General features: G+C 68.7%; 18 protein-coding genes. 14 read left to right on the plus strand and 4 right to left on the minus strand.

Translation table 11 applies throughout. The features are described from left to right. Window positions 1–59: 59 nt before the first annotated feature. Window positions 60–812 (minus strand): DeoR/GlpR family DNA-binding transcription regulator, encoded by a 753-nt coding sequence (locus tag NE358_RS00295; RefSeq protein WP_258027892.1) that lies wholly within the window; start codon window positions 810–812, stop codon window positions 60–62. Window positions 813–1,014: 202 nt separating this feature from the next. On the opposite strand from NE358_RS00295, the gene NE358_RS00300 reads away from it, so the two are divergent. The 6 genes from NE358_RS00300 (at window position 1,015) to NE358_RS00325 (ending at window position 6,552) form a co-directional block, all read left to right on the plus strand. Next, entirely contained in the window at window positions 1,015–2,166 is a 1,152-nt protein-coding gene (locus NE358_RS00300) for an extracellular solute-binding protein (protein WP_103207332.1), read from the plus strand. A gap of 106 nt (window positions 2,167–2,272) precedes the next feature. Continuing rightward, window positions 2,273–3,112, plus strand: coding sequence for an ABC transporter permease (locus tag NE358_RS00305; protein ID WP_499318120.1), 840 nt, complete (start codon window positions 2,273–2,275; stop codon window positions 3,110–3,112). Next, window positions 3,112–3,933: an ABC transporter permease gene (locus NE358_RS00310; RefSeq protein WP_141376998.1), complete on the plus strand. Its 822-nt coding sequence runs from the start codon at window positions 3,112–3,114 to the stop codon at window positions 3,931–3,933. The genes NE358_RS00305 and NE358_RS00310 overlap by 1 nt, the downstream gene beginning before the upstream one ends. Window positions 3,934–3,944: 11 nt before the next feature. After that, a complete protein-coding gene (locus NE358_RS00315) occupies window positions 3,945–5,012 on the plus strand; it encodes an ABC transporter ATP-binding protein (RefSeq protein ID WP_499318122.1) in 1,068 nt (355 codons plus the stop codon). After that, window positions 5,009–5,728 (plus strand): glycerophosphodiester phosphodiesterase, encoded by a 720-nt coding sequence (locus NE358_RS00320; protein WP_289940343.1) that lies wholly within the window; start codon window positions 5,009–5,011, stop codon window positions 5,726–5,728. The genes NE358_RS00315 and NE358_RS00320 overlap by 4 nt, the downstream gene beginning before the upstream one ends. Continuing rightward, window positions 5,725–6,552: an inositol monophosphatase family protein gene (locus tag NE358_RS00325; RefSeq protein WP_289940344.1), complete on the plus strand. Its 828-nt coding sequence runs from the start codon at window positions 5,725–5,727 to the stop codon at window positions 6,550–6,552. Before NE358_RS00320 ends, NE358_RS00325 begins: the two co-directional genes overlap by 4 nt. Here NE358_RS00325 and NE358_RS00330 read toward each other — a convergent pair. Beyond that, window positions 6,539–7,216: a peptidylprolyl isomerase gene (locus NE358_RS00330; RefSeq protein ID WP_103207315.1), complete on the minus strand. Its 678-nt coding sequence runs from the start codon at window positions 7,214–7,216 to the stop codon at window positions 6,539–6,541. The genes NE358_RS00325 and NE358_RS00330 overlap by 14 nt on opposite strands. A gap of 31 nt (window positions 7,217–7,247) precedes the next feature. Continuing rightward, window positions 7,248–7,973, minus strand: a complete 726-nt coding sequence (locus NE358_RS00335) for a Pr6Pr family membrane protein (protein WP_289940345.1) — start codon at window positions 7,971–7,973, stop codon at window positions 7,248–7,250. A gap of 216 nt (window positions 7,974–8,189) precedes the next feature. On the opposite strand from NE358_RS00335, the gene NE358_RS00340 reads away from it, so the two are divergent. The 7 genes from NE358_RS00340 to NE358_RS00370 all read left to right on the plus strand — a co-directional run bounded on the left by NE358_RS00340 (window position 8,190) and on the right by NE358_RS00370 (window position 15,934). Continuing rightward, window positions 8,190–9,557: an ABC transporter substrate-binding protein gene (locus NE358_RS00340; RefSeq protein ID WP_116239633.1), complete on the plus strand. Its 1,368-nt coding sequence runs from the start codon at window positions 8,190–8,192 to the stop codon at window positions 9,555–9,557. Window positions 9,558–9,632: 75 nt separating this feature from the next. Beyond that, window positions 9,633–10,508: a carbohydrate ABC transporter permease gene (locus NE358_RS00345; protein ID WP_103207312.1), complete on the plus strand. Its 876-nt coding sequence runs from the start codon at window positions 9,633–9,635 to the stop codon at window positions 10,506–10,508. Beyond that, entirely contained in the window at window positions 10,495–11,385 is an 891-nt protein-coding gene (locus NE358_RS00350) for a carbohydrate ABC transporter permease (RefSeq protein ID WP_103207310.1), read from the plus strand. Before NE358_RS00345 ends, NE358_RS00350 begins: the two co-directional genes overlap by 14 nt. Window positions 11,386–11,416: 31 nt before the next feature. Further along, window positions 11,417–12,580, plus strand: coding sequence for a mandelate racemase/muconate lactonizing enzyme family protein (locus tag NE358_RS00355; protein ID WP_116239632.1), 1,164 nt, complete (start codon window positions 11,417–11,419; stop codon window positions 12,578–12,580). A 10-nt stretch (window positions 12,581–12,590) separates the two neighbouring features. After that, complete coding sequence (locus tag NE358_RS00360; RefSeq protein ID WP_289940347.1) at window positions 12,591–13,349, plus strand: FadR/GntR family transcriptional regulator; 759 nt, start codon at window positions 12,591–12,593, stop codon at window positions 13,347–13,349. Window positions 13,350–13,445: 96 nt separating this feature from the next. Continuing rightward, entirely contained in the window at window positions 13,446–14,732 is a 1,287-nt protein-coding gene (locus tag NE358_RS00365) for an adenylosuccinate synthase (protein WP_141376983.1), read from the plus strand. Beyond that, window positions 14,732–15,934, plus strand: a complete 1,203-nt coding sequence (locus NE358_RS00370; RefSeq protein ID WP_289940350.1) for a lactonase family protein — start codon at window positions 14,732–14,734, stop codon at window positions 15,932–15,934. The genes NE358_RS00365 and NE358_RS00370 overlap by 1 nt, the downstream gene beginning before the upstream one ends. A gap of 230 nt (window positions 15,935–16,164) precedes the next feature. Here NE358_RS00370 and NE358_RS00375 read toward each other — a convergent pair whose 3' ends face one another. After that, a complete protein-coding gene (locus NE358_RS00375) occupies window positions 16,165–17,289 on the minus strand; it encodes an AI-2E family transporter (protein WP_289940352.1) in 1,125 nt (374 codons plus the stop codon). An 80-nt stretch (window positions 17,290–17,369) separates the two neighbouring features. Here NE358_RS00375 and NE358_RS00380 point away from each other — a divergent pair, with 80 nt between their 5' ends. Further along, window positions 17,370–17,675, plus strand: a complete 306-nt coding sequence (locus NE358_RS00380) for a chorismate mutase (protein WP_289940354.1) — start codon at window positions 17,370–17,372, stop codon at window positions 17,673–17,675. The last annotated feature ends 147 nt before the right edge of the window (window positions 17,676–17,822 follow it).

Below are 17,822 nucleotides of genomic sequence, written 5' to 3' on the forward strand. Positions count from 1 at the left end.
CGCCGCGCGAGAGCATCGGCGCGCGACCGGCGGAGCACTCGAACCGTGCGGTCCGCGCCTCAGGCGCGGATGACCTCTACGCCTCCGCGCGCCGCTCGGGTCAGCGCCGTCGACTCGACGCGATCGGTGGTCACGATCGTGTCGAAGTCCCCGAGGGAGGCGATGCGGTAGGAACCGCTGCCGGGGAACTTCGACGTGTTCGCGACCAAGATGGAGCGGTCGGCGGCTTCGCGCATGCGGCCCTTGATGGTGGCCTCGTGGGTCAGATCGGTCACCACGGCGCCCTCGTTCTTCACTCCGGTGCTGCTGATGACCGCGATGTCGGCGTGCACGCGCCCCAGGGCCTGCTCGGTGAAGGGGCCGATGAGCGTTCGTGTCTTGCCGCCGACCATGCCGCCGAGGAGCACGAGGCTCGCCACGTCGTCGTCGCCCAGGGCGTCGAGCACGGCGAGGCTGTTGGTGATCACGGTCACCGGCCGACCGCGGAGGTGTCGAGCCAGACGCCGGGTGGTGATCCCGATGTCGAGCAGCACGACCTGACCGTCGACGATGAGGTCGGCGGTGGCTCGGGCGAGGGCTTCCTTCTCGCGCGTGTCGTCGTCGAGCTCCCCGTCCTGGCCCGATTCGGGCGTCCGGGCGATGGTCGCACCGCCGTGCACCCGCCGCAGATGCGCGCGCTGTTCGAGGCGCTCCAAATCTCGACGGATCGTCGTGCCGCTCACGCCGAGCAGACGCGACAGTTCGTCCACGGTGACGCTTCCGACGGCTTCGAGGCGTTCGACGATCGCCGCCTCGCGTTGATGGGTCAGCACGGCCGCTCCTTCAGGGGTCGAACTCAGGTTGGGGGTGCTCACTTTCGCTCAGATTAACGCTCATTGAACGGCTATAGGCGCTCATTTGAAACCTCCAGTCAGGGCTTCGTCGCAAATGAGCGCGCGAGTTAGCGTGACACCGTCGTCCTCGCGCCGCACGGGACGACGCACCCGAACCCCCTTCCTCTCACAGGAGAACCCCGTGAAAAGTCCTCGCCTGATCGCCTCCCTCGCCGCCGTCGCGGCCGTCGGGCTCGCCCTGGCCGGCTGCAGCCAGAGCGGCTCGAACGGCTCGTCGTCCGACGGGTCCGACAAGACCCTCACCGTCTTCCTCAGCGCCGACACCAACATCCAGGACCTCTGGCAGAAGACGCTCATCCCCGCGTTCGAGAAGGACAACCCCGGCTACACGGTCAAAGTCGACTTCGACCTGCACGGCGCACACGACCAGCAGACCGTGGCCAAGCTCACCGCCGCGACGGTGCAGCACCAGGACCCCGGCTACGACCTCGTCGACGCCGGCTTCGTGACCCAGGTCGCGGCATCCGGTCTGCTCACCCCCGTGACCGCCGACCAGGTGCCCGCGCTCTCCGACGTACCCGCAGCTCTCGTGCAGGCCGGCGGCAACGGCGGCGTGCCCTACCGGGGGTCGAGCGTCGTGCTCGCCTACGACACCAAGACGGTCGCCACCCCGCCGAAGACCCTCGCCGACTTGCTCGCGTGGATCACGGCCAACCCCGGTCGCTTCACCTACTGCGCGCCCAGCACGGGCGGCAGCGGCGCCTCGTTCGTGACGACCGTGCTCGACCAGAACATCTCGGCGACCGACCGCACGAAGCTCGCCACCGAGGCCGCCCCCGACCTCGAGAGCGACTGGAGCACCGGGTTCGCCACCCTCGCCGGCCTGAACGCCTCGGTGTACCAGAAGGGCGTCTACCCCAACGGCAACAGCCAGGTGCTCGACCTGCTCTCGAGCGGGCAGATCTCGATGGCGCCCGTGTGGAGCGATCAGTTCGTGACCGGCGTGAAGAACGGCCAGATCCCCTCGAACATCGCCTACACCCAGATCTCGGACCCCTCGTTCACCGGCGGCGCCAGCTACCTCGGCATCCCCGCGGCGTCGCCGCGTCAGGCCGATGCCGAGAAGCTGCTCTCGTGGGTGCTCTCGCCCACGGCCCAGGCGCTCGTCGCCGACAGCATCTCGGGCTACCCGGTGATCTCGCTCGACAAGCTGCCGGCATCGGTGCAGTCCACGTTCAAGGACGCCGACATCGCGAACCTGCGCCCCGGCTACTTCTCGGCCAACGCGGCCGACATGAACAAGGCGTGGGCCCAGAAGGTCCCCGGCAAGTGATGACCGCCGCCACCGCACCGCGGGTGGCGCGCCCGCCGTCCGCCGAGCCCACCCGGCTCGGCGGGCGGCGGCGGCCGGCTTCCTGCTCGCGCTCCCCCCGGTGCTCGTGATCGCCCTGTTCGTGGGCGTGCCGGTGGTGACGGCGCTCGCGTTCAGCGTCGGGTTCACCGGCGGCCTCAACACGGTCATCGCCGCGGTGGGGCAGAACGTCCACCGCGCCGACGGCGCCGTGCCCACGCTCGCCGCCTACGGCGACGTGTTCGGCGCCGACGACTTCTGGCAGAACCTCGGCCTGACGCTCGGCGTCACCCTGGCCAGCACCGCGATCGTGCTCGTGCTCGCCGGCGGCATCGGCCTCTTCCTGCGCCTGCACGGCGGGTTCCTGGCGCGGCTGCTCTCGGCGGTCGCGATCGTGCCACTGTTCATCCCCGTCGTCATCGCGTCGTGGGCGATCCTGACCTTTTACTCGGCCGACGGCTTCCTGACCAGCCTGTTCGCGGCGGTCGGCCTCGACGCGCCGGTGTGGGCGTTCACCCCGGTCGCCGTCGTCATCGGCTCGGCGTGGACGTCGCTGCCCTTCGCCGTGCTCATGATCACGTCGGGTCTGCAGTCGATCCCGGATGCCATGATCGAGGCGGCCCGCGACGCCGGTGCGGGAACGGTCCGCATCGTCCGGACCATCCTCGTGCCCATGAGCGCGGTGCCCATCGTCATCGCCGTGACGTTCACCGCGATCGGGGTGATCGGCTCGTACACCGTGCCGTACTTCACCGGCCCCAATGCGCCGACGATGCTCGGGGTGGCGCTGGCGAACTCGTTCACGTCGTACAACGAGCCGCAGCAGTCGATCGTCATGGCCTTCGTCGTCTTCGCCGCGGCATCCGGGATCGGCGCCCTGTACGTGTGGGCCAACTTCCGCACCGCCCGTCGCGAGGGGAGGGCCTGATGCCCCGGGCGCTCGCCACGGCCCTGCGCACCTCGGCCGCCGTGCTGTTCGCCGTCGTCCTGCTGGTCTTCGTGCTGGGGCCGCTCGTCTGGCTCGGCGCCCACGCCTTCGCCGACACGTGGACCTATCCGCACCTGCTGCCGGACTCGTGGACGCTGCGCTGGTGGTCGACCGTGCTGACCGACCCGCAGCTCGCGTCGTCGATCCAGAGCTCCCTCGCCATCACCCCGATCGTGGTCGTGGTCGCGGCGGTCGTCTGCCTGCCGGCGGCCTACGCGTTCGCGCGGTTCGAGTTCCCCGGGCGGCGAGTGTTCCTGATCGGTCTGTTCGCCACGAACGCGTTCCCCAAGATGGGGCTGTTCGCCACCCTCGCCTCGCTGTACTACGCGCTCGGGCTGATGAACACGGTGGCGGGCGTGGTGATCGTGCAGCTGCTCGGAACGATCGTCTTCATGACGTGGATTCCCGCGGCCGCCTTCGCCTCGGTGCCCCGCTCGCTCGAAGAGGCGGCGCGCGACGCGGGCGCGTCCCGCGTGCGCGTCTTCCTCACCATCACCCTGCGGCTGGCCCTCCCCGGCATCCTGGTGGGCTGCGTGATGGCCTTCCTCGCCGCCTTCGATGAAGCCCAGGGCACCTACCTGGTCGGCGCCCCCGACATCGTGACGATGCCCACCGAGATGTACTCCCTCGTCCTCAACTTCCCCAAGCAGGTCGCCGCGGTGTTCTCGATCCTGCTCGCCATTCCCTCGGTGGTGCTCCTGCTCGCCGTGCGCAAGCACGTCATGGGCGGTCAGCTCGCCGAAGGATTCCAGCTCAAATGAAGGAGCATGCTGTGACCATCGCGGCCGATCCGACCTCGCTCTCACCGTCGCCGGCGGGTTCGTCCGACCCCTCCGCGGGGCTCCGCCTGCGCTCTCTGCGCAAGACCCTGGGTGGGCGGACCATCATCGACGACCTCGACCTCACCGTGCAGCCGGGCGAGCTCGTGTCCCTGCTCGGTCCCTCGGGATGCGGCAAGACGACGACTCTGCGCATGATCGCCGGCTTCCTCGTCCCCGACGCGGGCGGCATTGAGATGGCGGGCCGCGACGTGACCCGGCTCGGGCCCGACAAGAGGCCGAGCGCGATGGTGTTCCAGAACTACGCCCTCTGGCCGCACATGACCGTGGCCAAGAACGTGGCCTACCCGCTGCGTCTGCGCCGCCTCCCGCGCGCCGAGATCGCCGAGCGGGTCGACGCCGTGCTGCAGCTGGTGAACCTGCTGCACCACCGCGACTCGCGCCCGCCGCGCATCTCGGGCGGCGAGCAGCAGCGCGTCGCTCTGGCCCGCGCGCTCGTGCAGGAGCCCGAGGTGCTGCTGCTCGACGAGCCGCTCAGCAACCTCGACGCGAAGCTGCGGGTCAGGGTGCGCGAAGAGATCCGCGACCTGCAGCAGAGGCTCGGCATCACCACGGTCGTCGTGACGCACGACCAGGAGGAGGCCCTGTCGATCTCGGATCGCGTAGCCGTGATGAACGCGGGTCGCGTCGAGCAGTTCAGCGCTCCCGGCGAGCTCTACCGGCGGCCCGAGACAGAGTTCGTGGCGACGTTCATCGGCTCGATGAACCGCCTCGAGGGCGGGTTCGACGGGACGCGCCTCGTTCCGGGCGCCGATGTCGTCGGCATCCGCCCCGAAGACGTCGTCTTCACGCTCGATTCCCGGCCCGGTGCCGTGCCGGCGCGTGTGGAGCGGGTCGTTCCGCACGGGCACTTCCACCGGGTGCGCCTGCGCCGCGAGGACGCGACCCTCGACGCCTTCGTTCCGGGGGAGCCGCCCACGGTGGGGACCAGCGGATACGCCTCGATCGCCTCGGCCCTGGTGTATCGCGACGGCCGTCTCGTCGATGCGGTGTCACGATGACGGCACGCGTCTCGCGCGCCTGCGCCCACAGGGGGGACTCCGGCAGCCTGTGCGAGAACACCCTGCCGGCGATGCGCTCGGCGCTCGCCAAAGGCGCGGCCGTCGTCGAGATCGATGTGCGTCTCACCGCCGACGGCGACGTGGTCGTCCTGCACGACGCCACGTTGGATCGGCTCTGGGGCGACCCGCGCGAGATCGAGGACGTTCGTAGCGTCGAGCTCGTCGCCTTCGGCGACGCCGATCACCGGCCGCCCCTCCTCGCCGAGGTTCTGCCGTTGTTCGCCGACACCGAGAGTCGTCTGGTGATCGACATGGATGCCGCCCGCCCGGCCGCCGCGGCCCACGCGGTCGTCGCGGCCTCGGGCGTCGTCGTCGACTGGTGCGGTCATCTCGAGGCCATGCGCGTCCTCCGTCAGCTGGACGCGGACGCGCGCATCTGGCTGCCGTGGGCGCACGAGCAGCCCCCGGTGTCACTCGACCTGGAGGAGTTGTCGCCGGTGCTGATCAACGCGCCGTTTGCCGTGGTCGACGATCGGTTCGTGAACGCCGTCCACGACCTGGGCCTGCCGGTCACCGCGTGGACGATCGACGACGAGAGCGACCTCGTCCGGGCGATCGAGCTCGGGATCGACACCATCACCACCAATCGCCTCGATCGATTGCAGGCGATGATCGCCACGCGATCGGCATCCGCAACGAAGGAGCAGAGCAGATGACCCCGACAGATCTATCCGCGGCCCGCGAACTGGCGGTGGACCTCGCGCGATGGGCGATCGACGAGACGCGCGCGTACCGGGTGACGGCGGTGCACGCCAAGGCGCATCCGGCCGACCTCGTCACCGAGCTCGATCGCGCCATCGAGAGGCGAGTGCGCGAGGTCGTGCTCGATCGCTTTCCCGACCACGCGTTCGTCGGGGAGGAGTACGGGGGCAGTGCGAGAACCGGTGTTCCGACCTGGTACCTGGATCCCGTCGATGGAACCACCAATCTCGCCAACGGCGTTCCCTGGACGGCCTTCTCGCTCGCGCTCGCCGTCGACGATCAGCCACTCGTCGGCGTCGTCGCGGAGCCCTGGCAGAACGCGGTGTTCGATGCGGTCGCCGGGCAGGGCGCTCGACACGACGGCATCCCGTTGCACCTGCCGGAGCGCGCGGGGCTGCGCGGGGGAGTGGTCGGCACCGAGCTGGCGGGCCACGAGCCCTGGCCCGGGATGGACGGCGTCGCGCTCTCGCTCACGGCGGCGTTCTGCACGCTGCGCGTCATGGGCTCGGGAACGTTGACGCTCCTCGGGCCGGCCGCGGGCCGCGGGTGCGCCGCGCTGGTGCACCGGTTCAGCCCGATCGATCACCTCGCCGCGGTGCTCATCGCCCACGAGGCCGGGGCGGAGGTGCGCGACGAAGACGGTCGCCGATCGCTCTTCCCCCGCCGCGGCGGTGTGCTCGTGGCATCCGGGCTCGTCGCCGACGAGATGTCCGCGGTGTGGTCGCGGGCTCTCGCCCGGTCGGCGTCGGATGCTCGCGCCGCGATCAGCCGATCGTGACGCCGGTGATCGTGACCGGAGTCGCCGGAGCGCCGTCGGCCGCGCCGCCGGCCGTGCCCGCCGCGGCGATCTTCTTGACGACCTCGAGTCCCTCCGGCGACATGGTGCCGAAGACCGTGTAGTTCGGCTGCAGCTTCGTGTCGGCGTAGACGAGGAAGAACTGCGAACCGTTCGTGCCGGGGCCCGCGTTGGCCATCGCGACGGTGCCCGCGGGGTAGGTCTCACTGCCGTCGAGCTCGTCGTCGAAGCGGTAGCCGGGGCCGCCGCGGCCCGTGCCGGTCGGGTCGCCGCACTGCAGGACGAAGATGCCCTGCGTGGTGAGGCGATGGCACTCGGTGTTGGTGAAGTACTGCTGCTGCGCGAGAGAGACGAAGCTCTCGACCGTGCACGGGGTGCGCTCACCGTTCAGGGTGATCGGAATGGCGCCGGCGGAGGTCTCGAGGGTCGCTTCGATCTTTCCGGTGGGGCGCTCCGTTCCCGCGGCCGGCGGGGTGACGTCCGCGGAAGGCTGACCCGATGTCGGGTAGGAGCAGTCGCCCGAAGCGGCGCTCGAGCTCGAGGCACTCGCCGCGGGGGCGGGAGCGGACGTGGTGCCTCCGGCGCAGCCGGCGAGCAGAAGCAGGGCGGAGGCGGCGAGGGCCGCGGAGATCAGTCGAGTGCGCACGCCTCCAGGGTAGGGCGTCGACCTCGACCCGTCAGTGCAGGGGCTGCTTCTGGTGCGCCGGGTCGATCGGCATCCGGATGCCGCGTGCCCGACCGATCGCGACGACACCGAGGGCGAGGGCGATGATGGACACGGCGATGACGACGATGTAGACCGCGACACTGCCCCACCCGCCGGTGTTCGGATCGAGGAAGGGGTAGGGGTACCAGAAGGGTGCGCCCGTCGTCGGGTTGGTGATGAGTGGCGCGCGCAGCAGCGTGTAGACGATCCAGGCGATGGGGAAGATCGCCGCCGCGAACGCCGCCGACCAGGGCAGTCGCCGTCGCGCGGGACCGAGGAGGACGTCGAGGAGCAGGAACAGCGGGCCCCACACGTGCAGGATCTCGTTCGACCAGCCGACCGTCTCGGGCTGCAGGGGGATGCCGCGCAACAGAAGGTTGTAGACGACGCCGGTGACGATCATGTAGGTCGACACGAACGCGAGAGCGGTCGCCAGGGCGGGCGGATCGACGTCGATACGACGACCGCGCGCGAAGAAACGGGCGCCGAGCCATGCGAGCACGACCGCCGACGAGACGTTGGAGAGGATCGTGAAGAAGCTGAAGAAGTTGGCGACCACCGTCGTGACGTCCCGGCCCCGCGCGGCGGCCTCGGCCGTCGACGACACGAACTGTGCGCCCACCGCGACGAGGACGAGTACGGCCACCGCCACGCGCGCCGTGTTCCATCCGATAGCCCACCCGCGCGATTTCTGCATCGCTCCAGGCTAGGGAGGGCCCGGACGCAGGGGGAGGGGTTGCAGCGGCCCCCGGCCATGGGGTCACGCACCGGCGGTCCGTTCCCGGAAGCCCCCGACGGCGACGCAGAAGGCGTTGCCAATTCGTGATCGGAGAGCGTTGGCGAAACATATGACGTATGTTCTATGCTAGCGTACGGTCACCCGACCTCGTCGAAGAAGACAGGAGCTTTCGCAATGCCGCAGCACTTCCCCGGCGCTCGCCGCCGCCTCGCCCTCGCCGGCGGTCTCGCCGTCGTCTCCGCTCTTGCGCTCAGCGCATGCAGCCCCGCCTCGAGCGGCAACGATTCCAGCAGCCCGTACGGCTTCACCGCCGCCGAGCAGGACCCCTCGAGCGCCATCACCGTGTGGGTAGACTCCTCGCGCGAACCCCTCGCCCAGGCTTTCGAGAAGGCCAACCCCGACGTCAAGCTCAACATCGAGACCTACGATGGCGGCTCCGGCGGATCCGGGTCGTTCCAGCAGAAGATCGCGCTGTTCGACCAGTCCGGGGAGGGCTGGCCCGACGTGGTGTTCTCGACGCAGCAGAACGACACCTCCTGGGCGTCCAAAGAGAACAACGGCGTTCAGGCCTTCGCGGCGCCGCTGAACAAGGGCCTCATGGACCAGAGCTTCCTCGACGGTTTCACCACGGGCGCACTCGGACCCATGACCGTCGACGACACGGTCTACGGCCTGCGTAACGACCTCGCACCGGTGGTGTTCTGGTACAACAAGACGCTCTTCGACCAGTTCGGCTACACGATCCCCACCACGTGGGAGGACTACAAGACGCTCAGCGACAAGGTCGCCGCCGAGCACCCCGGCTACATCCTCGGCTCGGTGGGCGACTCCTTCCAGGCGCCCTACGTGTACTACTGGGGTGGTGAGGCGCCGATCTTCCAGGCGTCGGGCGACACGTTCACCTCGAACTTCTCCGACCCGAACTCCGAGAAGGTCACCGACCTCATCGACCACATGCTCGCCAACAAGACGCTCGTCACCGACAGCGTCTTCGGCGCGGACTTCGTCACCAAGTACAAGGACAAGCTGCTCGGCATCCCCGGTCCGGCCTGGTACTCCGGGGCGTTGTTCCAGAACGACAAGAGCCTGAACTACACCGCCGGAACGGTCGGCGTGGGCCAGGCGCTCAGCTGGTCTGACGGTGAGAAGGTCACCGGCAACGTCGGCGGCGGCGTCTGGTACGGCTCGAGCCACTCGAAGAACCTCGATGCCGTCAAGAAGTTCCTCACCTACGTGACCAGCTCCGACGACGCGGTCAAGCTCGCCTCCGGCCTGCCGGCCTACCAGTCGGCGGCGGACGCGTGGCTCAAGGAGCAGGCGGCCAGCAACTTCTACGTCGGCGACTTCCAGAAGAACATCTCCGGAGCCGCGTCGTCGGTCTGGCAGGGCTGGGGTTACCCGAGCTTCAGCATCGAGGCCGCGTTCTCGAAGGTCGTCCTTCCCGCTATCACGGCGGGCAAGACGGTCGCGAGCGTGACCGACGCGTGGAAGACCGAGATGGACAACCAGGCGCAGGTGCAGGGCTACACGGTCGCCAAGTAAGGGTCCGAATCTCTCCACGGGCTGGCCGCGGCTCGACACCGCCGCGGCCAGCCCTCTCCCGAAACGGAAGTGACCATGCTCTCCCTACGTCGAGCCCAATCGACGTTCGCCTACCTGATGATCGGTGGGTACGTCCTCCTGCTCCTGGCCTTCGGGGTCTTCCCGACCCTCTACGCCGCTTTCCTCGCCTTCACCCGGGACGGCGCGTTCGTGTGGTTCGAGAACTTCCAGCGCGTCGTCGCGGACTATCGCTTCCTTCCCGCGGTCGGCCACGTCGCCGCCTTCGTGGCGATCTGGCTCACGAGCCTCATCATCATCGTCGTGATCCTCGCGGTGATCGTCCACGCGATCCGCGTCCGGTGGCTCTCGTCGGCCGCACGGTTCATCTTCTACATCCCCGGCGCGCTCGCCGGAGCCTCGAGCGTGCTGCTCTGGCTCTTCATGCTCGACCCGACGGTCAGCCCGGTCAGCGGCTTCCTCCGGGCTCTGGGCTTCAATACGTTCGTCGACGTGGTCGGAAATGAGGGGAACCTCCCGATCGTCTTCACCGTCATCGCCTTCTGGGCGGGAGCAGGCGGCTGGATCGTCATCATGTACGGCGCCCTCAACAACATCAGCGTCGAGGTCATGGAGGCCGCGCGCATCGATGGCGCCGGTCCCATTGCCACGGCCTGGCACATCCAGATCCCGCTCCTTCGCAAGTGGATCTCGTACATGGCCGTGATGTCGCTCGCCGCCGGCACGCAGCTCTTCGTCGAGCCGCGCGTGCTGTCGCAGGCCAGCAAGGGCGTCGTCGGTCTCGATTACTCGCTGAACCAGGTGGCCTATCTCTACGCCTTCCGGCAGAACGATTTCAACGGGTCGGCCGCCATCTCGCTGCTCCTGCTCGTCGTCGCCGCCGGACTCGCCGCCTTCTTCGTCTTCCGAGGGGGACTCTTTGAACGCGACTAAGCGCACCGTGACCCCGGCCCGCTTCCTGGGCCGCTCCCTGGTCACCGTCGTCATCCTCTTCTTCGCGGTGGTCTTCGGCCTGCCGATCGTGTGGCTGCTGCTCGCGCCCACGAAGTCGTCGACGGAGTTGACGGGCCAGCCGCCCTTCAGCTTCGGCTCCTTCGCGACGATCGCCGACAACTGGGCACGACTCAGTGAGTTCCAGAACGGTGTCATCTGGCAGTGGACCGGAAACGCCGCGCTGTACACCGGCGTGGCTCTCGTGCTGACGCTCCTGGTGACCATCCCCGCCGGCTATGCCCTCGCCATGACGAAGTTCCGCGGACGCGGGGTGCTGCTGATCATCACCCTCGTCGTCATGCTGATCCCGAACACCGCTCTCGTTCTCCCGGTCTTCCTCGAGATGAGCGCGCTCAAGCTGGTCGGTACCCCCTGGGCGGTGATCCTGCCGTTCTCGTTCTTCCCGTTCGGGGTGTACCTGACGTACATCTACTTCACGACGAGCGTTTCGAAGGATCTGCTGAACGCGGCCCGGATCGACGGGGCCAGCGAGCTCCGCGTCTTCACCGCGGTAGCTCTGCCGCTGGCCACCCCCGTGATCGCGCTCGTGGGGTTCTTCAACCTGGTCGGCAACTGGAACAACTACTTCCTCCCCTTCGTCATGGAGCCCGGTCGAAAAGCCCCCATCCAGGTCGGTCTCGCGGAGTTGCTCTCCAACGTGCCGCTGTTCAACCCGACCTCCGCCGCGTCGGTCACTCTCGACCTGCCGGTCATGGCGTTGGCCACCCTCGTCTCGGTCGCCCCGATCCTGATCGTCTTCCTCTTCTCGCAGAGGTTCTTGGTCGAGGGCATGACGGCCGGCGGGACGAAGGAATAAGCCCGCTTCGCGGGACGAAAGAAGTACACGCATGAAGATCACCGGCTACCGGCTCATCAATACAACCCTCGACTGGGGTCGTCCCGTGGGCGACGTCAACGGCTTCATCGACTCCGGAGTCACGGCCCTCCCGATCGTCGTCGTCGAGACCGACGAGGGCATCGAGGGCATCGGAATGGGCATGCACGACGGCATCCCGCAACTGTTCGAGGCCGTCGAGGGCGAAGATCCCCGTGCGACCTCGGCTCTGTACGACCGCATGATCGCGCGCATGTTCAAGATCGGCCACGGCGGCGCCGTGTTCGGTGGCATCGGAGCGCTCGACAGCGCCTTCTGGGACATCAAGGCGAAGGCCGCCGGCCAGCCGCTCTGGCGACTTCTGGGCGGTCGCGACCGCTTCGTTCCCGGGTACGCCTCGGGCCTGGATATCGCCCTCGACTCCGACGGTCTGACCGCCTATTACGCCGACATGAGCGATCGTGGATTCACGGCCGCGAAGCTCAAGGGCGGACGCGATGTGCGGCTCGACGCCGATCGTCTCGCGCTCACCCGCGATCTCCTCGGCCGCGCGACCGACGAACCGCTGGTCATGCTCGACGCGAACGAATCATGGAACCTGCCCCAGGCGGTGCGGTACATCCGCCACCTCGAAGAGACCGTCGAACTGTCCTGGATCGAAGAGCCGCTGCGTCGGTGGGACGCACAGGGACTCCGCCGGCTGCGCGACAGCATCGCCCCGGCGGTGGCGACCGGCGAGAACCTCACGGGACTGGAGCAGTACCGTCAGCTCTTCGACGCGCAGGCGGTCGACATCGTGCAGTCCTCGGCGGTGTGGGGCGTCACGCACGCCCTTCGCGTGGCGATCGCCTCGCACGCGAGGGATCTCCCGGTCAGCCCGATCGGCATGACGTCGAACTACGCCGTGGCGAACGTCGCGACGTCGCTGCCGAACCATCTCCTCACCGAGGTCACGACGCCTCGTGCCCCCGAGGGCGTCATCCTGGATTGCGAGATCGCCGACGGCGGACTCGTGCTCGGCGATCAGCCGGGTGGCGGTGTCGCTCTCGACACGGCGGTGCTCGACGGATCGACGGACTTCGTGTGGGGCGGTGCCGGCGGGCCGCATGTGCGCAGCAGCCGCGCAGGGCTGGAACTGGGCGTCCGGCTCCCGCCCCGGGAGCCATCGCCGGAGTAAAGTGCTCACCATGCCTTCCGCCCCCATCGACGCGCAGCTCGCGAATCCGAGAAGGGGCCAGATCGACCGCATCGGTGTGCGGGTGCTCGAAGAGCTCGTCGAGATGATCGTCACGGGCGCAGTGGCGGTCGGCGAATTCCTGCCCCCCGAGCAGGCGCTGTGCGACGAGTTCGGCGTGAGCCGCACCGTCATTCGCGAGTGCATCAAACGGATCCAGGAAAAGGGCCTGGTCGTCGTCGCCCAGGGGCGCGGCACCCAGGTGCGCCACTTCAACGACTGGAACGTGCTCGACCCCGATGTGTTCGACGCGTTGGTGCGCCATGACGAATCCCTGGGCGTGCTCGACGAGGTGAGCGTCGTCCGAGCGGCCCTCGAAGGCGTCATGGCCGGCGAAGTGGCGAGCACCGGTAGCCCCGAATCCCTGATCCTCATCCGCGGACACCTCGAGGACATGCGGCGCCTGCAGGACGACAACCCGGCCTTCCTCGAGGCCGACAAGGACTTCCATCTCGCCACCATGTCGGCCAGCCGCAACCGCATCGCGGCGACCATCGCGCGTTCGTTCTTCGTGCGACCCCGGCAGTCGCTGCGCTGGGAAGGGAACAACCCCGAAGACGCCGTCGAGCGCACGCTGGCGGAGCACGAGCGGGTGTTCGCCGCCATGGAGGAGGGAGACCCCACCGCCGCGCGCGTCGCCATGGAGGAGCACATCCTCGGTTCGTGGCGTCGACGCCGTCTCCCCGACGGCGACCACCACCTGCACCCCTGACGCGTCGCCCGCTGCGCCCCGTCCGCTCCGCGCGGGCGTGTCTCACCCGCTCGATAGGATGGGGTGTACCGCCGGAATCAGACGCGAGGAGCGCACATGCCCGGAATCGTGATCGTCGGCGTCCAGTGGGGCGACGAAGGCAAGGGCAAGGCCACCGATCTGCTCGGTGAACGAACCGACTGGGTGGTGAAGTTCAACGGCGGCAACAACGCCGGGCACACCGTCGTCATCGGCAACGAGAAGTACGCGCTGCACCTGCTGCCCAGCGGCATCCTGTCTCCGGGTGTCACCCCCGTCATCGGCAACGGTGTCGTCGTCGACCTCGAGGTGCTCTTCAACGAGCTCGAGGCTCTCAACGCGCGCGGTCTCGACACGAGCCGCCTCAAGATCAGTGCCAACGCGCACATCATCACGCAGTACCACCGCACCCTCGACAAGGTCACCGAGCGCTTCCTCGGCAAGCGCATGATCGGCACCACCGGCCGTGGAATCGGCCCGGCGTACGCCGACAAGATCAACCGCGTCGGCATCCGCGTGCAGGACCTCTTCGATGAGAACATCCTGCGGCAGAAGGTCGAGGGTGCCCTCGACCAGAAGAACCACCTGCTGGTGAAGATCTTCAACCGCCGCTCGATCACGGCCGACGAGATCGTCGAAGACCTGCTGTCGTACGCCGAGCGCGTGCGCCCCATGGTGGCCGACACGTCGCTGCTGCTGAACGACGCGCTCGAAGCGGGCGACGTCGTCGTCTTCGAGGGTGGCCAGGCCACCATGCTCGACGTCGACCACGGTACCTACCCCTTCGTCACCTCCTCCTCGGCGACCGCCGGCGGCGCGTCGACCGGCTCGGGAGTGGGCCCCAATCGGCTCGATCGGATCGTCGGCATCGTCAAGGCGTACACGACCCGCGTCGGCTCGGGTCCGTTCCCGACCGAGTTGTTCGACGAGAGCGGCGACTGGCTGCGCTCCCGTGGCTTCGAGTTCGGTACGACCACCGGTCGTCCCCGCCGAGTCGGGTGGTACGACGCACCCATCACGCGGTACGCCACGCGCATCAACGGCATCACCGATCTGGTGCTGACCAAGCTCGACATCCTCGGCGGTCTCGAACAGATCCCCGTGTGCGTCGCCTATGACGTCGACGGCGAGCGGTTCGACGATCTGCCGGTGAACCAGACCGACTTCCACCATGCGAAGCCGATCCTCGAGTACTACCCCGGCTGGAGCGAAGACATCTCCACCGCCCGCACGTTCGACGACCTGCCGCAGAACGCGCAGGACTACGTGCTGGCGCTCGAGAAGATGAGCGGCACGCGCATCTCGGTCATCGGCGTGGGCCCGGCTCGCGACCAGGTGATCGTGCGACACGACCTCATCGACTGATGCGTTTCTGGGTCGGTGCCTACGCCCCGGACAACGGGTCGGCGGAGGGCATCGGCATCCTGCAGGCGGGGGAGCGCGACGCGCTCGGCGCCGGTGGCCCCCTCGGCATGGTCGCGACCGCGGCCGAGGTGCCCGGATCGCCGTCGTGGGTGGCCGCCCATCCCTCGAACGACGACATCCTGTATGCCGCCGTGGAGTTCGACGGCACGGTCCAAGCGTTCCGCCGATCGAGTGAGACGCGGCTGTCCCCCCTCGGCCCGCCCGTCGAGGCCGGCGGAGCGGTGTGCCACGTCGCGGTCTCGCCCGACGCCTCGTTCTTGATCGCGAGCTGTTGGGGCGACGGGCGAGTCGTCCGCATGGCGCTGGATGCGCAGGGGCGGCCGTCGCGTCCGGTCGTCTCCGCCGAGGCCGACGATCCCTACGGGGCATCCTCGGAGCAGGGCAGCGTGTCTACCGGCGCCCGGGTCTCGGGCGCGGTCGTCCCCGACCTCGCCGCCGCGGCGCGTGCGCTCCGCGAGGCCGCGGGCGAGGAGTACGCGCACCTCATCCCGGCGTATGACGACGTCCCCCTCACCGATGCGGAATCGGAAGAGGCTGCGGCCGGTGCACGCGTCTCGCGCGCCCATCAGGCGGTGTTCCTGGCCAACGGCCTCGTGGCCACGACAGACATGGGGTTCGACCTCGTGCGCTTCTGGAGCGCGAACGAGGGCGGCTTGATCCTGGTGCAGGAGGTCGCGCTTCCGAAGGGCAGCGGACCCCGCCACGGACTCTGGCATCCATCGGGCCACCTCTACGTCGTCACCGAGCTGAGCTGCGAGGTCTTCGTCTTGGCGCCCGACCGTGCGGGGCGCTGGCACGTGGTCTCGGGCCAACCGCTGCTCGGCACCCTTCCCACCGACACGGCGGCGGAGCTCTCGATGAGCCGCGACGGGACGACGCTGTACGCGGGCGTCCGCGGCAGCGACACCGTGGGCGTGTTGTCCGTTCGCGGGCACGGCGAAGAGGTGCAGTTGCTCGCCCTCGCCGAGACGGGCACGCACTGGCCGCGCCACCACCTCGTCGTCGACGACACCCTCCTCGTGGCGGGTCAGCTGGCGCACGAGATCGTGTCGCTGTCGCTCGACACCCGCACCGGTGTTCCGGGCCGGGTTCGCCACCGCACCCCGTCGCCGTCGCCGACGCGCCTGCTGCCGATGCGCTGAGCGAGTGCGTGCGGCCCGCGCGCGATTGCGCCCCGCGGCGGTCTGCGTGGGATACGGCGTTCACGAGCGTGGCGTCTCCGCGTGGACCGTCACCGCCGGGGAGGGTCCGGCGGCGGTGCCCATCACGCGGGTCGAGCACGCATAAACGCGATCCGCGCTCGTAAACGCGGGGACAGCGCGTTTATGGGTGCAAAAGGCGTTTATGCGTGGGGGTGCGGCGCTGCGCCGCTCTACTTTTTGGCGTCCTGCCGCGGGATGACGATCTGCTTGACGATCAGCAGCACGGAGGCGGTCACGGGGATCGCCACGAGCGCTCCGAGCAAGCCGAGCAGCGTGCCGCCGACGAGTGCGCCGATGACGACCAGAGCGCCCGGGATCGAGATGGTGCGGTTCATCACCCGGGGGGTGAGAATATATGCCTCGATCTGCATGTACACCAGGTAGACGATGGCGAAGATGAGGCCCGCGGTCGGGCTGACGATGAGGGTGAACACGGTGGCCGTCGCCCAGAACAGCACCGAGCCGACCAGCGGGATCAGCGTGATGCCGAACGCCAGAGCGGCGAGCAGCGCCGCGAAGGGCTGACCGAGGATGGTCAGCACGATGAAGCCGAAGACGGCGTTGCACAGCGCCAGCACGACCATTCCGGCGAGGTAGCCACCGACGGAGTCGGTGATCTGACCCGTCATATCGGCGACCGTTTCCCGGCTCCGGGCGGGAGTGAGGCGTACGAGCGAGTTCTTCATCTTGGGCAGGGATGCCAGGAAGTACAGGCTCAGCACCAGCACGATGATCGCGCCCGAGACGAAGGCGCCGATGTTCACGCCGACCTGCAGGAGTCCGCCGCCGATCGCGGCGATGTTGGCGGGGTTCGTGGCGAAGCCCTGCACCTCTTTGAGGACGTCACCGAGGCTGTCGCCGAAGTTGCTCTCGACCCACCGCACGGCGTCGCTGTCGATCAGGTCGTTCACGAAGGTCGGGATGTCGCCGACGAACTGCTCGACCTGCCGGACGACCGGCGGGATGAGCAACCACAGAGCCCCGGCCAGGATGACGGCGAGCCCGCCGAACACGATCACGATCGACCAGGCCCGTGCCAGTCCACGGCGCACCAGGAAGCGCACCAGGGGATCGAGGGCGAGAGCCACGAAGAGGGCGATCGCGATGTAGACGAGCACGGTCGAGAGGCTCGAGAGCGCGAGTCCGAGAAGGATCGCGGTCAGCCCACCGAGGGTCAGGAAGAACCCGGCCGCGTAGGGGCGGGAGACGGCCGACCAGACCGGCTTGTCGCGCGAGGTGGTGGCCCCGGCATCTGCGCCTTCGGCGGTGGGGTCGGGGCGCGTGGATCGGCTCATGCTCACACTGTAGGACTCGCTGAGAGTCGTCCTCGCAGGCTGGCGCCGAACGGTAGGGTCGGAGCGATTGAGGAGGACACATGACCGAGGCCGATCCTTCGACGATTCTGCAGGGGCTGCGCGGCAGTATCGACAACATCGACGCCGCCCTGATCTTCCTGCTGGCGGAGCGCTTCCGCTGCACGAAGCAAGTCGGGGTGCTGAAAGCGAAGTACGGGATGCCGGCATCCGACCCCTCCCGTGAAGAGCAGCAGATCGCCCGGCTCATGCAGTTGGCCGAACAGGCCGACCTCGACCCCGCCTTCGCCGAGAAGTGGTTCAACTTCGTCGTGGCGGAGGTCATCCGTCACCACCGGTCGGCGGCCGCAGAGCCCGCCGCCGACTGACGCGCGGCCTCGAACCGCGCACCGGCGCGGTCGCTGCGACACGCCCGGGCTGACAACTCACGCGTGGCGGCGGAAAGGGGCAACGGTGCCTCGTCCACGCGCGCACGCGTGCCACACGGCATGCGGGATCGCAAGGCCGCGAGCGAT

Source organism: Sphingomonas sp. G5 (assembly GCF_052660795.1).